General features: G+C 60.9%; 16 protein-coding genes and 1 pseudogene. 9 read left to right on the top strand and 8 right to left on the bottom strand.

What is annotated here, in order from left to right:
* Window positions 1–265 precede the first annotated feature (265 nt).
* On the top strand, window positions 266–1,153 hold the full coding sequence (gene htpX / locus I9018_RS22280; protein WP_068581651.1) for a protease HtpX: 888 nt from the start codon (window positions 266–268) through the stop codon (window positions 1,151–1,153).
* Between the two features lie 64 nt (window positions 1,154–1,217).
* On the opposite strand, the gene I9018_RS22285 is transcribed toward htpX, so the two are convergent.
* On the bottom strand, window positions 1,218–1,883 hold the full coding sequence (locus I9018_RS22285) for a thiopurine S-methyltransferase (RefSeq protein ID WP_068581655.1): 666 nt from the start codon (window positions 1,881–1,883) through the stop codon (window positions 1,218–1,220).
* A 102-nt stretch (window positions 1,884–1,985) separates the two neighbouring features.
* On the opposite strand from I9018_RS22285, the gene I9018_RS22290 reads away from it, so the two are divergent.
* A complete protein-coding gene (locus I9018_RS22290) occupies window positions 1,986–2,753 on the top strand; it encodes a class III extradiol ring-cleavage dioxygenase (protein WP_068581658.1) in 768 nt (255 codons plus the stop codon).
* A 78-nt stretch (window positions 2,754–2,831) separates the two neighbouring features.
* Here I9018_RS22290 and I9018_RS22295 read toward each other — a convergent pair.
* Window positions 2,832–4,539 (bottom strand): annotated as a pseudogene (locus I9018_RS22295) (DEAD/DEAH box helicase).
* 387 nt (window positions 4,540–4,926) lie between these two features.
* On the opposite strand from I9018_RS22295, the gene I9018_RS22300 reads away from it, so the two are divergent.
* The gene (locus tag I9018_RS22300) at window positions 4,927–5,718 is read left to right on the top strand and encodes a crotonase/enoyl-CoA hydratase family protein (RefSeq protein ID WP_241107536.1); all 792 of its coding nucleotides are present in this window, start codon (window positions 4,927–4,929) and stop codon (window positions 5,716–5,718) included.
* 19 nt (window positions 5,719–5,737) lie between these two features.
* Here the strand turns inward: I9018_RS22300 and I9018_RS22305 are convergent, their stop codons facing one another.
* Entirely contained in the window at window positions 5,738–6,493 is a 756-nt protein-coding gene (locus I9018_RS22305) for a spermidine synthase (RefSeq protein WP_068581667.1), read from the bottom strand.
* Window positions 6,494–6,651: 158 nt separating this feature from the next.
* On the opposite strand from I9018_RS22305, the gene I9018_RS22310 reads away from it, so the two are divergent.
* Entirely contained in the window at window positions 6,652–7,998 is a 1,347-nt protein-coding gene (locus I9018_RS22310; protein ID WP_068581671.1) for a 3-deoxy-7-phosphoheptulonate synthase class II, read from the top strand.
* 49 nt (window positions 7,999–8,047) lie between these two features.
* Here I9018_RS22310 and I9018_RS22315 read toward each other — a convergent pair whose 3' ends face one another.
* On the bottom strand, window positions 8,048–9,262 hold the full coding sequence (locus I9018_RS22315) for a winged helix-turn-helix domain-containing protein (protein WP_124348226.1): 1,215 nt from the start codon (window positions 9,260–9,262) through the stop codon (window positions 8,048–8,050).
* Window positions 9,263–9,327: 65 nt separating this feature from the next.
* On the bottom strand, window positions 9,328–9,549 hold the full coding sequence (locus I9018_RS22320; protein ID WP_068581726.1) for a DUF1127 domain-containing protein: 222 nt from the start codon (window positions 9,547–9,549) through the stop codon (window positions 9,328–9,330).
* 96 nt (window positions 9,550–9,645) lie between these two features.
* Here I9018_RS22320 and I9018_RS22325 point away from each other — a divergent pair, with 96 nt between their 5' ends.
* Entirely contained in the window at window positions 9,646–10,500 is an 855-nt protein-coding gene (locus I9018_RS22325) for a LysR substrate-binding domain-containing protein (RefSeq protein ID WP_124348227.1), read from the top strand.
* Here I9018_RS22325 and I9018_RS22330 read toward each other — a convergent pair.
* A complete protein-coding gene (locus I9018_RS22330) occupies window positions 10,490–11,239 on the bottom strand; it encodes a sulfite exporter TauE/SafE family protein (protein WP_241107537.1) in 750 nt (249 codons plus the stop codon). The genes I9018_RS22325 and I9018_RS22330 overlap by 11 nt on opposite strands.
* Window positions 11,240–11,345: 106 nt before the next feature.
* Between I9018_RS22330 and I9018_RS22335 the strand changes: the two genes are divergently transcribed.
* From I9018_RS22335 to I9018_RS22345, 3 genes are all read left to right on the top strand, one after another.
* Complete coding sequence (locus I9018_RS22335) at window positions 11,346–12,296, top strand: LysR family transcriptional regulator (RefSeq protein ID WP_241107538.1); 951 nt, start codon at window positions 11,346–11,348, stop codon at window positions 12,294–12,296.
* Window positions 12,297–12,370: 74 nt separating this feature from the next.
* Window positions 12,371–12,832, top strand: coding sequence for a MarR family transcriptional regulator (locus tag I9018_RS22340; protein WP_068581689.1), 462 nt, complete (start codon window positions 12,371–12,373; stop codon window positions 12,830–12,832).
* 187 nt (window positions 12,833–13,019) lie between these two features.
* On the top strand, window positions 13,020–13,439 hold the full coding sequence (locus I9018_RS22345; protein WP_241107539.1) for an organic hydroperoxide resistance protein: 420 nt from the start codon (window positions 13,020–13,022) through the stop codon (window positions 13,437–13,439).
* 70 nt (window positions 13,440–13,509) lie between these two features.
* Here I9018_RS22345 and I9018_RS22350 read toward each other — a convergent pair whose 3' ends face one another.
* Both I9018_RS22350 and earP read right to left on the bottom strand, forming a co-directional pair.
* Window positions 13,510–14,082, bottom strand: coding sequence for an elongation factor P (locus I9018_RS22350; protein ID WP_068581695.1), 573 nt, complete (start codon window positions 14,080–14,082; stop codon window positions 13,510–13,512).
* 48 nt (window positions 14,083–14,130) lie between these two features.
* Window positions 14,131–15,264: an elongation factor P maturation arginine rhamnosyltransferase EarP gene (earP, locus tag I9018_RS22355; protein ID WP_241107540.1), complete on the bottom strand. Its 1,134-nt coding sequence runs from the start codon at window positions 15,262–15,264 to the stop codon at window positions 14,131–14,133.
* Window positions 15,265–15,391: 127 nt separating this feature from the next.
* On the opposite strand from earP, the gene I9018_RS22360 reads away from it, so the two are divergent.
* Window positions 15,392–15,787, top strand: coding sequence for a hypothetical protein (locus I9018_RS22360; protein ID WP_068581700.1), 396 nt, complete (start codon window positions 15,392–15,394; stop codon window positions 15,785–15,787).

Genomic DNA, 15,787 nt, shown 5'->3' on the forward strand with positions numbered 1-15,787 from the left:
CGATTAATTCAGCAACACATCTTCGCTGACCTTCTCCGCCCCCCTCTACTAAGCTTGCACTTTCCATCGCATCCACTGTCACAGGGTCTGCATTGCAACCAGGTGATGACTGCGTGCGACGGCTGGTCATGAAGCTGTCACGCCAGCGTCATCTCCTTTTCCATGCGACATAGTTTGAAATAGAAGCTGTATTGAATAGGGCGTTGTCGCGCCTTATATACCCCGCGGTACGCAACATCTTTAGCTTGAGGAGATTTCTACAACCATGATGCGAATCCTGCTGTTTTTGGCCACTAACCTTGCGGTCGTGCTGATTGCCAGCATCACCCTGAGCCTTTTCGGCTTCAACGGGTTCATGGCGGCCAACGGGGTTGATCTGAACCTCAATCAGCTGCTGATTTTCTGTGCGGTCTTCGGGTTCGCCGGTTCGCTGTTCTCGCTGTTCATCTCCAAGTGGATGGCGAAGATGAGCACCAGCACGCAGATCATCACCCAACCGCGCACCCGCCATGAACAATGGCTGCTGCAGACCGTTGAACAACTGTCCCGCGAGGCTGGCATCAAGATGCCGGAGGTCGGGATCTTTCCGGCCTACGAAGCGAATGCCTTCGCCACCGGCTGGAACAAGAACGACGCCCTGGTAGCCGTGAGCCAAGGCTTGCTGGAGCGCTTCTCGCCAGACGAAGTGAAGGCCGTGCTGGCCCATGAGATCGGCCACGTCGCCAATGGCGACATGGTCACCCTGGCATTGATCCAGGGCGTGGTGAACACCTTCGTGATGTTCTTCGCGCGGATCATCGGCAACTTCGTCGACAAGGTGATCTTCAAGAACGAAGAAGGCCAGGGAATTGCCTACTACGTGGCGACCATCGTCGCCGAACTGGTCCTGGGCATCCTGGCCAGTGCCATCGTGATGTGGTTCTCGCGCCAGCGCGAGTACCGTGCCGATGAAGCTGGTGCCCGCCTGGCCGGCACCAATGCGATGATCGGCGCCCTGCAGCGCCTTCGTTCGGAGCAAGGCCTGCCAGTGCACATGCCCGACACCCTGAATGCCTTTGGCATCAACGGTGGCATCAAGCAAGGCTTGGCTCGCATGTTCCTGAGCCACCCGCCACTGGAAGATCGCATCGACGCCCTGCGTCGCCGCGGTTGATCCGCAGTACGGCAACCAGCAAAAGGGCGACGCAAGTCGCCCTTTTGCATGGACTCAGGAACGCTCAGCGCTCACGCTGCTTCTCCAGGCGATAGACCCGCTCCACCAGGCGGGTGACGCCGCCCTGGAGAAACTTCCAGCTCTCACCCAGAATGTCCCGTTCGGTCTCCACCTGCAGTTGCCAACTGCCCTCCAGACGCTGTCGGACCTCATCATCCAGTACCGCGAATGGCGGCCCGTCCAGCTGGGCCTGATCGTAGTCCATGGTAATCAGCAGGCCACGAGTACCAGCTGGCAAAAGGCCGTTGAGGTGTGCGCTATAGCGCTGGCGCATTTCCTGGGGCAAGGCAATCATCGCCGCACGATCGTACAAGGCCGTGCAATCGGCGATGTCCTGGGCGGTCAGGGCGAAAAAATCGCCACGCCAGATCTGGATCGGCCCCTGGGCATAGACCGTGAACGCTCCTTGCTGGCGGATCTCTGGTTGCAGTTGATGCTCATGGAAAAAATCCTCCACGGCCTTCTGCGACAGCTCGATACCCAACACCTGATGCCCACGATCGGCGAGCCAGAGCAAATCCAGGCTCTTGCCGCACAGCGGCACCAGCACCCGGCTCTGCGCTGCCAGGCCAAGGCCTGGCCAGTACTGCTGCAGATAGGGGTTGACCTCTGTCGAATGAAAACCGATCTGCCCCTGTTCCCAGCGTTTGTGCCAAAAATCTGCTTGCATGAGACACCCTTGGAATTCGATCAAAAAGCCCTAAAACTTATATTAGATTTAGATCGATGACCTGATTGAAGATGGCGCATCTTAACCCTCAGGACCTTCTTCATGCTCCCCAGCCTGTTCATTTCCCACGGCTCCCCCATGCTGGCCCTGGAACCCGGCGAAAGCGGTCCGGCATTGGCCCGCCTGGCCGCACAGCTACCACGCCCCCGGGCGATCCTGGTGGTATCGGCCCACTGGGAAAGCAGCGACTTGCGAGTCAGTGCCCACCCGCATCCAGAAACCTGGCACGACTTCGGCGGTTTCCCGGCGGCCTTGTTCGCCGTGCAGTATCCCGCCCCCGGAAGCCCCGAACTGGCCGCGCAAGTCGTGCAGCTGCTGGGGGCCAACGGCCTCGTGGCACAACTGGACGAGCACCGCCCTTTTGATCACGGCACTTGGGTACCGCTATCGCTGATGTATCCACAAGCAGATATCCCGGTCGTGCAACTGTCGCTCCCCAGCCAGCAAGGACCGGCCCTGCAGACTCGCATCGGCCACGCCTTGGCCAGCCTGAGGGCCCAGGGCGTACTGTTGATCGGCTCCGGCAGCATCACCCACAACCTGCGGGAACTGGACTGGCATGCCGGCCCGGAAAGCGTCGAACCCTGGGCCAAGGCCTTTCGCGACTGGATGATCCAGCACCTGGCTGCCAATGACGAGAGTGCCCTGCACGCCTATCGACAACAGGCCCCCCATGCCGTACGCAGCCACCCAAGCGATGAACACCTGCTACCGCTGTACTTCGCCCGAGGCGCCGGCGACACGTTCGGCCTGGTCCATCAAGGCTTCACCCTGGGTGCGCTGGGCATGGATATCTATCGCTTCGATTGAACAGCTGGCGCAGCAGGCAAAAAAAATCCCCGAACCAGTCGGGGATTTCTTTGCCTGATCAATCAGCTCGCGAGCCGATCAATCTTCGCGGTAGCGACGCAGCTTGAGCTGCTTGCCAGCTACGCGGGTGTCCTTGAGCTTGGTCAGCAAACGATCCAGGCCTTCTTCCGGCAGTTCTACCAAGCTGAAGCTGTCACGCACCTGGATCCGGCCGATGGCTTCACGAGCCAGGCCACCCTCATTGAGGATCGCCCCCAGCAGGTTCTTGGCGGCAATACCATCGCGCGCACCCAGCGCAGTACGGCAACGGGCACGGCCCTCAGCCAGCGGCATCGGTGCGCGACGCTCACGCTCACCACGCTCAGGACGATCACCATAGCGCTCGGAACGCTCGCCACGCGGAGCGCTGTTCGGCACCAGCGGACGCTCTTTCTCGATCGCTGCCAGGTTCAGCGCCTGACCATTGGTAGCCTTGCGCAGCAGAGCCGCAGCCAGGGCACGCGGGCTGCAACCGATATCGGCAGTCAGGCGGTCCAGCAGGTCGCCATGGGTCGCTTCAGCATCGGCAACCAGCGGCGACAGGCTGTTGGTCAGCTTCTTGATGCGCGCATCGAGAACGGCTTGGGCATCGGGCAGTCGAACTTCGGCAACCTTCTGGCCAGTCACGCGCTCGATCACTTGCAGCATGCGACGCTCACGCGGGGTCACCAGCAACAGGGCACGGCCTTCACGACCGGCACGACCGGTACGGCCGATGCGGTGCACGTAGGATTCCGGATCATAGGGCATGTCCACGTTGAATACGTGGGTGATGCGCGGTACGTCCAGGCCACGGGCGGCAACGTCGGTAGCCACAACGATGTCCAGGCGGCCATCCTTGAGGGAGTCGATCACGCGCTCGCGCTGGTTCTGGGCGATGTCGCCGTTCAGCGCAGCGGCTTTGTAGCCTTTGGCTTCCAGGGCACTGGCCAGGTCCAGGGTGGCTTGCTTGGTACGCACGAACATGATCAGGGCGTCGAAATCTTCGACTTCCAGCAGGCTCAGGACCGCGCCAGTCTTCTGGTCAGCGTGAACCAGCAGGTGGGCCTGCTCGATCGCGGTAACGGTCTGGGTCTTGCTCTGGATCTTGACGTGTTTCGGATCCTTCAGGTGACGCTCGGCGATCGCACGGATCGACTGCGGCAGAGTGGCCGAGAACAGTACGGTCTGGCGGGACTCCGGCATGGCCTTGAAGATCACTTCCAGGTCATCCATGAAGCCCAGCTTGAGCATTTCGTCGGCTTCGTCGAGAACCAGGTGGTTCACGGTAGCCAGGACCTTCTCGTCACGACGCAGGTGGTCGCACAGACGGCCAGGGGTGGCGACAACGATTTGCGCGCCATTACGGATTGCTTTCAATTGTGGGCCCATCGGCGCACCGCCATAGACGGCCACAACGGTCACGCCAGGCATTTGCTTGGCGTAGGTTTCGAAAGCAGTTGCTACTTGCAGCGCCAACTCACGGGTTGGGGCCAGGATCAGAGCTTGCGGCTCGCGCTTGGACGGATCGATGCGGTTCAGGATAGGCAGGGCAAAGGCAGCGGTCTTACCGGTACCGGTTTGCGCCTGGCCAATCATATCGTGACCGGCAAGGATGATCGGAATCGACTGCTGCTGAATGGCCGAAGGCTCTTCATAGCCGGTAGCGACTACTGCAGCGACAATATTGGGATGAAGTTCAAGAGCGGCGAAGCCGCCGATTTCCTGGGTCATGGGTCTGCCTCTAAGTGCATCCGCAAAGACCCATGCTCCAAAGCTGCGCATGCCGTGTAAGACTCGGAGAGTCACCCTGGCAGCTTTGTCGGCGGGGATTTGCGAAAACGATTGAAAGAAATGAACGTCAAGGATAGCCCGCGAAGCGGACAAGCAGCCGAAGCTGACTTCGGGGAAATGCGTTACCTAAACGGGGCCCGGTTAAAGGCCGGCGCGCACTATACCGGAATTACTTAAAAAAGGGAGTTTTTTTTGTCGGAAAAATCCGCTCAACCCCCGATTACCACAGGCTTTGCGCAGAGTCGGGCGGCACGCTACTTTTGCTCAAGCCCCGGGTAAATGGGCGCCTCGCTTAATCGGTTCACCTTTATTCGCCAAATCATCCCACAGCCGCCCTTTTGTCTTCCAAGGACAACCCCCTATGAATCAGCCCAGCGCCAGTCGCGTCAGCCGTGAACAACGTGGCCATCTGTTCCTCATCGGCCTGGACCGGATTGCCAAGCGCAACGCTTTCGATCTGGAACTACTCAATCAATTGAGCCTGGCCTACGGCGAATTCCAGGCCGACAGCCAGGCACGTGTCGCGGTGGTCTTCGCCCATGGCGAGCACTTCACCGCCGGGCTGGACCTGGCCAATGTAGCCGCCGCCCTGGCCCAGGGCTGGCAGGCGCCTCCTGGCGGTTGCGACCCTTGGGGCGTGTTCGCCGGGCCGCGGGTAAGCAAGCCGGTGATCACGGCGGTGCAAGGCTATTGCCTGACCATCGGCATCGAACTGATGCTGGCCGCCGACATCAACCTGTGCGCCAGCAACACCCGCTTCGCCCAGATGGAGGTGCAAAGGGGCATCCTCCCATTCGGTGGTGCCACCTTGCGCTTGCCGCAACTGGCCGGATGGGGCAACGCCATGCGCTGGTTGTTGACCGGGGATGAATTCGATGCCCACGAGGCCCTGCGGATGGGGCTGGTGCAGGAAGTCATGGCCAGCGAAGACCTTTTGCCGCGAGCTATCGAACTGGCACAGCGCATCGCCCAACAGGCGCCACTGGGGGTCCAAGCCACACTGTTGTCGGCGCGCCAGGCGCGCCTCGAGGGAGAGACCGCAGCCGCCCGGGGCTTGCCCCCCTTGGTGCAGAAGCTGATGAACAGCGACGATGCCAAGGAGGGCATAAGGGCCATGCAGGAAAAACGCCCGGGATCGTTCAAGGGCAGCTAACAGCACCCGCAAAACGATCTCAGGTAGCCGGGCGGATGTCCTTGATCAGCGATTGCAACGAGTAGCCCAGGCGCGGCGCCAGGGCCTCGGCCCGGGCCACCAGGCCCGGCATGTCCAGATCCTGCTCCAGGTCGGCTGGCACGATCAGGATCACATTGCCCTCCTTCACCGGCAGCTCCCAGTAATGCCGGTGATACAGGCCACGCAACAACGCCGCCCCCAGGGGCTTGCCGTCATCGGTGGCCCACTGGTTGATCACCAGCCAACCACCGGGGTTGAGACGCTTCTGGCAGTTTTCCAGAAACCCCCAGGCCAGATGGCCGACACCTGGACCGACATCGGTGTACAGGTCGACGAAAATCAGGTCGGCAGGCTCGGCGCTGTCCAGCAATTCCAGGGCATCGCCAATCCTTATATAAAGCCGTGGATCATCATCCAGTCCCATGTACTCGATGGCCAGGCGCGGTACATCCGGACGCAGTTCGATAGCCTCGACATCCTCCAGGGGCAGGAACTTCAGGCACGCCTGGGTCAGGGTGCCGGCGCCCAGCCCGAGAAACAGCGCACTTTCAGGTGCGGCATGGCACAACGCCCCAATCAGCATGGCGCGGGTGTAGTCATACTCCAGCCAACTGGGGTCTGCGGTGAACACGCAGCTTTGCTCGATGGCCTCGCCAAATTCGAGAAAGCGATAATCGGCCACTTCCAGGACCCGGATCATGCCGAACTCGTCGTGAACTTCGGCGAGCACTCGCTCGACGCGCTCCTCAGTCATTTCATCTCCTAATGCACCGGTGCGAACCTTGCCGGTGCCATGAACCAGCCGCTCGATGGCGAGCGCAAAGGCGCGATTGTCGACCAAGCCCGATAAGCAGGTCACGCATTAATTTGCTGCTAACATGCCTACCCCACCGTAACGCAATCGAGTACGCGATGAGCCAACCCTGGACCCCCGACAGCTGGCGCGCCTTGCCGATCCAGCAACAGCCCCATTACCCCGATGCTGCACACCTGCTCCAGGTGGAGCAGACCCTTGCCAGCTATCCACCGCTGGTCTTCGCCGGGGAAGCCCGGGAGTTGCGCCGCCAGTTCGCCGAAGTCACCCAGGGTCGTGCCTTCCTGCTGCAAGGCGGTGATTGCGCCGAGAGCTTTGCAGAATTTTCCGCGGCGAAGATTCGCGATACCTTCAAGGTGCTGTTGCAGATGGCGATCGTCATGACCTTCGCTGCCGGCAGCCCGGTGGTCAAGGTCGGGCGCATGGCCGGCCAGTTCGCCAAGCCACGCTCGGCCAACGACGAGACCATCAATGGCGTGACCCTCCCGGCTTACCGTGGCGATATCGTCAATGGCATCGGCTTCGATGAAAAAAGCCGGGTACCGGATCCCGATCGCCTGCTGCAGTCCTACCACCAGGCCACCGCCACCCTCAACCTGTTGCGGGCCTTCGCCCAGGGCGGTTTCGCCGACCTGCACCAGGTGCACAAGTGGAACCTGGACTTCATCGCCAACTCGGCACTGGCCGAGAAATACAGCCAATTGGCCGACCGCATCGATGAAACCCTGGCGTTCATGCGGGCCTGCGGCCTGGACAGCTCGCCACAATTGCGCGAAACCAGCTTCTTCACGGCCCACGAAGCACTGCTGCTCAACTACGAGGAAGCCTTCGTCCGCCGCGACAGCCTGACCAACGATTATTACGACTGCTCGGCGCACATGCTATGGATCGGTGATCGCACCCGGCAACTCGATGGTGCGCACGTCGAGTTCCTGCGCGGGGTGAACAACCCGATCGGGGTCAAGGTTGGCCCAAGCATGGATACCGAGGAGCTGATCCGCCTGATCGACATCCTCAATCCCAGCAACGACCCAGGCCGCCTCAACCTGATCGTTCGCATGGGGGCGAACAAGGTGGGCGAGCATCTGCCACGACTGATCCGTGCGGTGGAAAGCGAAGGCAAGCAAGTGCTGTGGAGCTCGGACCCGATGCACGGCAACACCATCAAGGCCAGCAGCGGCTACAAGACCCGGGACTTCGCCCAGATCCTCAGCGAGGTCAAGCAGTTCTTCCAGGTGCACCAGGCCGAGGGCAGCTACGCCGGCGGCATTCATATAGAAATGACCGGGCAGAATGTCACCGAGTGCATTGGCGGTGCGCGCCCCATTACCGAAGATGGCCTGTCGGACCGCTACCACACCCATTGCGATCCGCGGATGAACGCCGACCAGTCGCTGGAGCTGGCATTCCTGATTGCCGAGACCCTGAAACAGGTCAAGCGCTGAGTCCGGCCAGGGCCTGCTACGGCCTTCGCGGGACGCCCTCGCGAAGGCTTCAGGCCAAGAGCTTGCGCAAACGCTGCGCCCCCTCTCGCGGGCAGTTCAATTGAATGTCCGCCAGGCCCAACCAGTCAGCCATCTGCCGTAGCTGCCCGGCCAGCGCCTGCATTCCAGGTTCGTCCAGCCCCACCGCCTCTTCATGCACCGCATGTACCGCCAGTCGCCCCTGGGCACGCTCAGCCCGTAGGTCGACCCGGGCGACAATGCGCTCATCGTGCAGAAATGGCAGTACGTAGTAGCCATAGACTCGCTTGTGCAGCGGTGTGTAGATCTCCAGCCGATAGCGGAAATCGAACAGGCGCTCGGTGCGGCTGCGCTCCCAGATCAGCGAATCGAACGGCGATAGCAAGGCACTGGCGCCAACCTTGCGCGGCACCTTGAACTGGGGCAGGCAGTAAGCCGGCTGCCGCCACCCCTGAACCTCACAGGCCAGCAGCTCGCCAGACTCCAACAACTCGGCCAGGCGAGCGCGGCTATCGGCAGGATCGAGGCGAAAATAATCACGCAGGTCCTTTTCCGTCGCCACCCCCAGGGCCGTTGCCCCTTGCACCAGCAATTGGCGCTGGGCCTGGGCCTCATCCATTAGCGGCTGCTGGAGGATGGCCCGGGGAATGACCCGCTCCGGCAAATCGTACAGTCGCTCGAACCCCCGTCGCCCGGCCACCGTCACCTCGCCAGCGGCGAACAGCCATTCCAGCGCATGCTTTTCATCGCTCCAGTCCCACCAGGGCCCTGCCCGCTCCTCGCGACTGGACAGGCTGCCAGCGCCCAGGGCGCCCTGCGTCTGCACTGCCGCCAGCACCCGGCTGATCGTGGCCTGCTGCTCCCGGCCGAACCGCGCCAGCTGGGAATAGATACCCTGGCCCTGACGGGCTCGCTGCATGCGCCAGCGCATCAGTGGATACATGGACATCGGCAACAGCGACGCTTCATGCCCCCAGTACTCGAACAAGGTCCGCTGCCGCCCCTGGCTCCAGGCAGCCTGATCCAGCAACTGCTGTGGATAACTGCCAAGACGGGAGAACAACGGCAGGTAATGGGCGCGAACCAACGCATTGACCGAATCGATCTGCAGTAGTCCCAGGCGCTCTATCTGCTGGTTGAGGCGTGCCGCCTTGATCGATGCCGGCGGCCGCCGCCCGCCAAATCCCTGGGCGGCCAAGGCCAGTCGTCGAGCCTGCTTGAGCGAAAAAGAATGGGCTACGGGCATGGGTTCCTCCTTGTCTGAGCGCACGCTAACGCACCGACAACCGATTTGGGTAGCCACTCCTACGCTCATTTATGCATCGGGTCGTCCCAGAATGGGCGAACCCTCTCGTGCTCGACATCCACTCGGGTGAGCCCCAGGTCCTTGAGCGCCTCGTCACTGAGACTGGCAAGCATCCGGCGCTCGTGACCCAGGGTGTACCAGCGGGCCACCTTGTGCCACAAGACACTGAGCGACAACCCTTGGAAGGGTGTTTTATGGACGAGTACAAAACCCTTTTGACCTTTCATCATCTTGCCCTCCAGTGGGGATGACGCCAGTGTCTGCCCAGGAATAAGATCAATCCAACGAATGTTTCTTATGCCGAACATCTCAGGATTTGATGAATGTCTCAGTTCCCCAGTATCGATACCGAAGTGCTGCGTACCTTCGTCGCCATTGCCGATGAAGGCGGTTTTACCCGGGCTGGCGAACGGGTCAATCGCACCCAGTCTGCGGTCAGCATGCAGATGAAGCGCCTGGAGGAGGATGTGCTGCAACGCCAGCTGTTCCAGCGCGATGGCCGCCAGGTCAAGCTGACCGCCGAGGGGCAGGTGCTGCTGGGCTATGCCCGGCGCATCCTGAAACTGCATAGCGAGGTGTTCAACACCTTGCGTGAGCCGCACATGGTGGGATTGGTGCGCATCGGCACCCCGGACGACTATGTGATGCGCTTTTTACCGGGAATTCTCTCGCGCTTCGCCCAAAGCTACCCATTGATCCAGATCGAGGTGCATTGCGAGTCCTCCAGGCAGCTGTTGCAACGCCAGGACCTGGACCTGTCCATCGTCACCCGGGAACCTGGCAACGAGATCGGCCAACTGTTGCGCAAGGAGCGTTTCGTCTGGGCCGCGGCCCAGTGCTTCAGCGCACATGAACAGTCGCCCATGCCCTTGGCGATGTTCAACAGCGATTGCTTTTGCCGGGTGTGGGCCTGCAATGCCCTGGACGCTGCCGGCCTGGACTATCGGATCGCCTACAACAGCTCCAGCCTGTCGGCGATCATGGCGGTGGTCAGCGCAGGGCTCGCCGTCACCGCGCAACTGGAAAGCCTGATCACGCCGGACATGCGCATCCTCGGTGAGGCCGAAGGGCTGCCCCTGCTGCCAGAGGCGAGCATCATGCTCTTGCGCAACCTCAACAAACCCTCGCCCATTACCGAATGCCTGGCCGAGCATATCGTCGAAGGCTTCAAAGCTTGAGGCCCAGCATCACTGCGCACACCACCAGGAAGCCACAGAACAGGCCACGCAACAGGCGCTCCGGCAAGGCATGGGCGACCCTTACCCCCCAACTGATACTCAACAGGCCACCTGCCGCCAGCGGCAAGCCCACCTGCCAATCCACCTCATGGTGGATACCGTAGGTCACCAGGGTCACCGCCGTGCTGGGCAGGGCCAAGGCCAGGGACAGGCCCTGGGCCACCACCTGGGTGGTGCCGAAAATACTGGTCAGCACAGGCGTGGCGACCACCGCACTGCCAACGCCGAACACGCCCCCCAGCGCTCCGGAAGCTGCGCCCAGGGCACCCAGCCAAGGCCAGGAGTAGCGCATCTGCGATTGAGCCGGGGCACTGGAACTGAACATGCGCAACAAGTTGTAGGCTGACAGGGCCAGTAGAAAGACGACGAAGATGGTACGCATCGATTGGGGATCGATCCCCACGGCCCAGATCGACCCGAGCCAGGCGAAACTGAACCCCATCAGCGCCAGGGGCGCGGCATGGCGCGCGGCGATACGGTTGTGCTGGTGATACCGCCACAGCGCCAGCATCACGTTCGGCACGACCATCACCAGGGCAGTCCCCTGGGCAATCTGCTGGTCCAGGCCGAACAGCACCCCCAGCACAGGGATGGCGATCAGCCCCCCACCGATACCGAACAGACCGCCCACGGTCCCCAGCACTGCGCCCAACAACAGATACATCGCTAACTCGATCAATGCCGCACTCCTTACCTGAGGCCTTGCATGCTACGTAGCTGGCCCTGGTACGGAAACGCATAGCAACGCACAATGGCTTTGCTGTTTTCGCATAAGCGAGTCGACCATGAATCCCAATACCCTGACTGAACAACTGGGGCTGTTTATCGATGTGCTGGAGGCAGGCAGCTTTTCTGCCGCCTCACGCCGCCACCCCCTGACACCTTCGGCCGTGGCCCGACGTATCGACAGCCTGGAGAAGGCCGTGGGTACCACCCTGTTCATGCGCACCACCCATGCGGTAGTCGCCACCGCGGCCGGCCTGGCATTCGCCGAACGGGCTCGACGGATCGTCGCCGAACTGCAACTGGCACGGGCCGAAGCCGTTTCCTTGAGCCATGCCCCGGAAGGCCTGATCCGCATCGACGCCCCGGCCGCCTTCGGACGACGCCACTTGGCTCCCGCCATTGCCGACTTCCTGGTGCTCTACCCAGGCCTGGACGTGCAATTGCACCTGATCGACAGCTTCATCGACATGCAGGGCGCACACCTGGGCAAAGTGGACCTGGTCCTGCGGGCGGGACAACAGGTGGATACACGCATGGTCGCCACGACCTTGGCCAGCATCGTGCGCATTGCCTGCGCCAGCCCGGCCTACCTGAAGAGTCGTGGCACTCCCCGGCATCCATCCGAGCTCGATCAGCACGACGGGCTCGACTGGGATGGCCTTGCCCCACTGTTTGCCTGGCGCTTCGAACTCGACGGCCAGTTGCAGAGCCATCGTCCCCAGCGCATCCGCTTTAGTGCCAACAATGCCGAAGCCTTGCTGTCCGGGGCCTTGGCCGGGCTAGGTATCGCCCACTTGCCCACCTGGCTGGCGAGCGAATACCTGTTGCGCGGGGAGTTGGTACCGTTGTTCTGCGAAGGTGGCCTGCCAAAGCCAGAAACCGCTGGTATCTACGCCTTGCGCATGGAGCAGCACCCCAATGCTCGCAGCCGGCTATTGCTGGAGTACCTCAAGAGCCGATTCAGCCCGGTGCCGCCCTGGGACCTGGCATTGCAGAGCAGCATGGGCTGAGCTTCGGCATAATTACCTAGCGCATTAAAGGCTTGCCCGCTAGATTCAAGATCATTAACGATCAAGGCTCCAACATGACCACTGAACACACCGCCCTGCCGCCCTGCGAGCAACTGTTGCTGGATAACCAGTTGTGCTTTGCCCTGCACTCCACTTCACTGCTGATGACCAAGGTCTATAAACCTTTGCTGCAGCAATTGGGCCTGACCTATCCGCAATACCTGGCGATGTTGGTGCTGTGGGAGCGGGATGGGCTGACCGTCGGCGAAATCAGCCAGCGCCTGCTGACTGACCCCGGGTCCCTGACCCCTTTGCTCAAGCGCCTGGAGGCCGAGGGATTGCTCAGCCGTACCCGCAGCCGTGAAGACGAACGGGTGGTGATCGTCGAACTGACCGAGCAAGGCCGCGAGCTGCAGGCCAAGGCCCGGGATATTCCCCAGTGCATCCTGGGTGCCAGTGGCAGGACAGTGGAACAACTGCGACACCTGCAGGCAGAACTGCAGATTCTACGCAGCCACCTGCAAGACAGCCTGTAAGGCACGGCAGCCACCCAAGCTGCCTCAAAAAATATCTCATTAAAAATCAATAGATTAGGCCTCTATAGAGGTCTTTTTGCGTTTGCGTTGGAAAATTTATCTTGCGCACAAAATATTTGATCGATAAATTAATTTCGAAATTACTTAGCGCGCAAATAATTTGCGAGCAACCGATGAGGCTGAACCCATGCAAACTCTCTATACCGCTGTTGCAACCGCTACCGGTGGCCGTGATGGCCGCGCCGTTTCCAGCGACAACATTCTTGACGTCAAGCTGGCCACTCCCAAGGAGCTGGGTGGCGCAGGTGGCCAGGCCACCAACCCGGAACAGCTGTTCGCCGCCGGTTACTCGGCTTGCTTCATCGGCGCCCTGAAGTTCGTCGCCTTGCAGAGCAAGCGCAAGATTCCAGATAACGCCTCGATTACCGCCAAGGTCGGTATCGGCCAGATCCCCGGCGGTTTCGGCCTGGACATCGACCTGCATGTCAGCCTGCCCGGGCTGTCCCAGGAGGAAGCCCAGGGCCTGGTGGATGCGGCGCACCAGGTTTGCCCCTACTCCAACGCCACCCGTGGCAATGTCGATGTGCGCCTGCACGTAACGGTCTGACACGACAAATCCCAGGCATAAAAAAGCCCGACTCAAGGTCGGGCTTTTCATTTACAGGATCGAACCAGGATTAAACCTTGGCGCGGCCCTTGTAAGAACCGCCTTCGCGGGTATCGATCTCGATCCAGTCGCCGATCTCGATGAAGTCGGCAACGCTCAGCTCGGTGCCGTTCTTCAGTTTGGCAGGCTTCATCACCTTGCCCGAAGTGTCGCCGCGAGCGGAACCTTCGGTGTAGTCGACCTGGCGCACGATGGTGGTCGGCAGGTCAACGGAAACCAGGCGGCCTTCGAAGAACACAGCTTCACAGACGTCGGTCATGCCTTCTTCGATGAATGGCAGAACGGCCTCGATGTCTTCGGAGTTCAGCTCGTACATGGTGTAGTCAGTGGTGTCCATGAACGTGTAGGTGTCGCCGCTGATGAACGACAGGGTCGCTTCTTTGCGATCCAGGATCACGTCGTCAAGCTTGTCGTCCGCACCGTAGACGGTTTCGGTCTTGTAACCGGTCAGCAGGTTCTTCAGCTTGGTCTTCATGATCGCGCTGTTACGACCCGACTTGGTGAATTCAGCCTTCTGAACCAGCCAAGGATCGTTGTCGATACGGATCACGGTACCGGGTTTGAGTTCTTTACCAGTTTTCATTGCGAATATCCGAATTTGGATGGGATTTACAAAAATCTAGGCCGCGTATCATATCCAATTTAGGTAAAACTGCACCAGCGCCGCAGCAAGATCGGTCTGCGAGCCTTGTTCCAGACACCACTGTTCGGCATGCGCGGTGATTTGCGGCCAGTGTTGCAGGGCGTTTTTCCAGGCTTGGGCCATCCCGGACTCGGTATTCCAGGCCTGCCACAGCGCCAGTACTGCGGCCCGGGCTTCAGGGGACAGGGACCGGGTGTAAAGCGCAAGGAAGGCCTCGAGCTTGTCCAGGTGGATATCCTCGTCCTGGCGATAGATATGCCAAAGCATGGGCCGCCCCGCCCATTGCGCTCGTACGAAGGAGTCTTCACCACGCACGGCGTTGAAGTCGCAGCACCACAACAAGCGGTCGTAGTCTTCCTGAGGGACAAAAGGCAGGACTTGAATCGTCAGCGAACGGCGAACCGCCAGGTCGCCCGCCCCCAGGGGGGCGACATCCAGCCAGCGCTGGACATCTCCCAGGATGCGCCCCTCGGGAACCAGGAGATGGGTGGGGCGAACATCATCGGCCAGGGCATCCAGCCAACCGTCGAGACCGGCATTCTCGTAGGCGAACAACGACATCAGCCTGGCATCGGCTACCGGTGCCACCCCCAGCCCTTGCAGGAATTCCAGTTGGGCCTGGCGATCTCCCTGAAAAGCCTGGCGTCGCCGCAAGAGATCGCTCTCACGCAGCAATCCACCAGTCCCTGGTACGAACCCTGGAAAGAAGAAGTACTTCTGTACCCCGTGAAACTTCACGGAAGGTAAACCATGGCAACCACCGATCCAGTCCTCGGCGCTCAGGTAATCCAGGTTCAGCCACAAGGGCGGCCGTTCACGTTCGGCCATGGCCTCCATATAGGCATGGGGCAATTGGCAGGCGAAGGCAGCGATGACCACATCGGCTGCAGCTACTGGCAACCAGTGTTCGGGCCATTGTCGTACCTCCACTCCCGCTTGCTGCTGGCACTCGCGCCGGATGTCGATCTGCGGACAGATCTTTTCAAAGGCACGCAAGTCATCGACCCACAAGCGCACCTCGCACTCGTGCTCGGCAACCAGTTGCCGCGCCAGGCGCCAGGTCACGCCGATATCACCGTAGTTATCGACGACGCTGCAGAAAATGTCCCAGGAGGCTTTCATTTCGGTCCCCGATTGGCAAAGGCGCCGATTGTCCGCATAAATGCCCCTGCGCAGAAGAGCCAACCTCGATTAATCTTCATGCGACAATCAGCCCTCGTTCAATACTGCCCGCCAGGAGGCAACTACCATGTCCCACCGCCCACCCGCCCGCCGTTCCTTGCGCATCAGCTTCAATGCGTTGGCGCTCAGCGGCAGCATCGCCCTGGGCCTGTGGCTGGGATTCCTGGCGATCGCCCTGACCTGCTGGCTGGCGTCGCACTTTCTCCTCGCCCCGCAAATCGCTCCGGTAGCCCAGGCAGTGCAACGATTGACCCAACCGGCAGCCGTTGCCCCAGAACCGCAGAACCGCATGTTCGAGCAGTATCAGGAAAACCTGCGCAAGAACGAGGAGTTGCAGTCGATGGACAACGCCCGTAGCAATCCGCGCAATCTGTCCAACCCCAAGTGCCAGTTCTGGTTGCAGCAGGACCAGACGGCACCAAGCGAAAAAAGCCGGGCCAATGTCCTGCAATTCTGTAATTGA

The sequence above is a fragment of the Pseudomonas sp. MPFS genome (assembly GCF_022537035.1).
Lineage (GTDB): Bacteria > Pseudomonadota > Gammaproteobacteria > Pseudomonadales > Pseudomonadaceae > Aquipseudomonas > Aquipseudomonas sessilinigenes.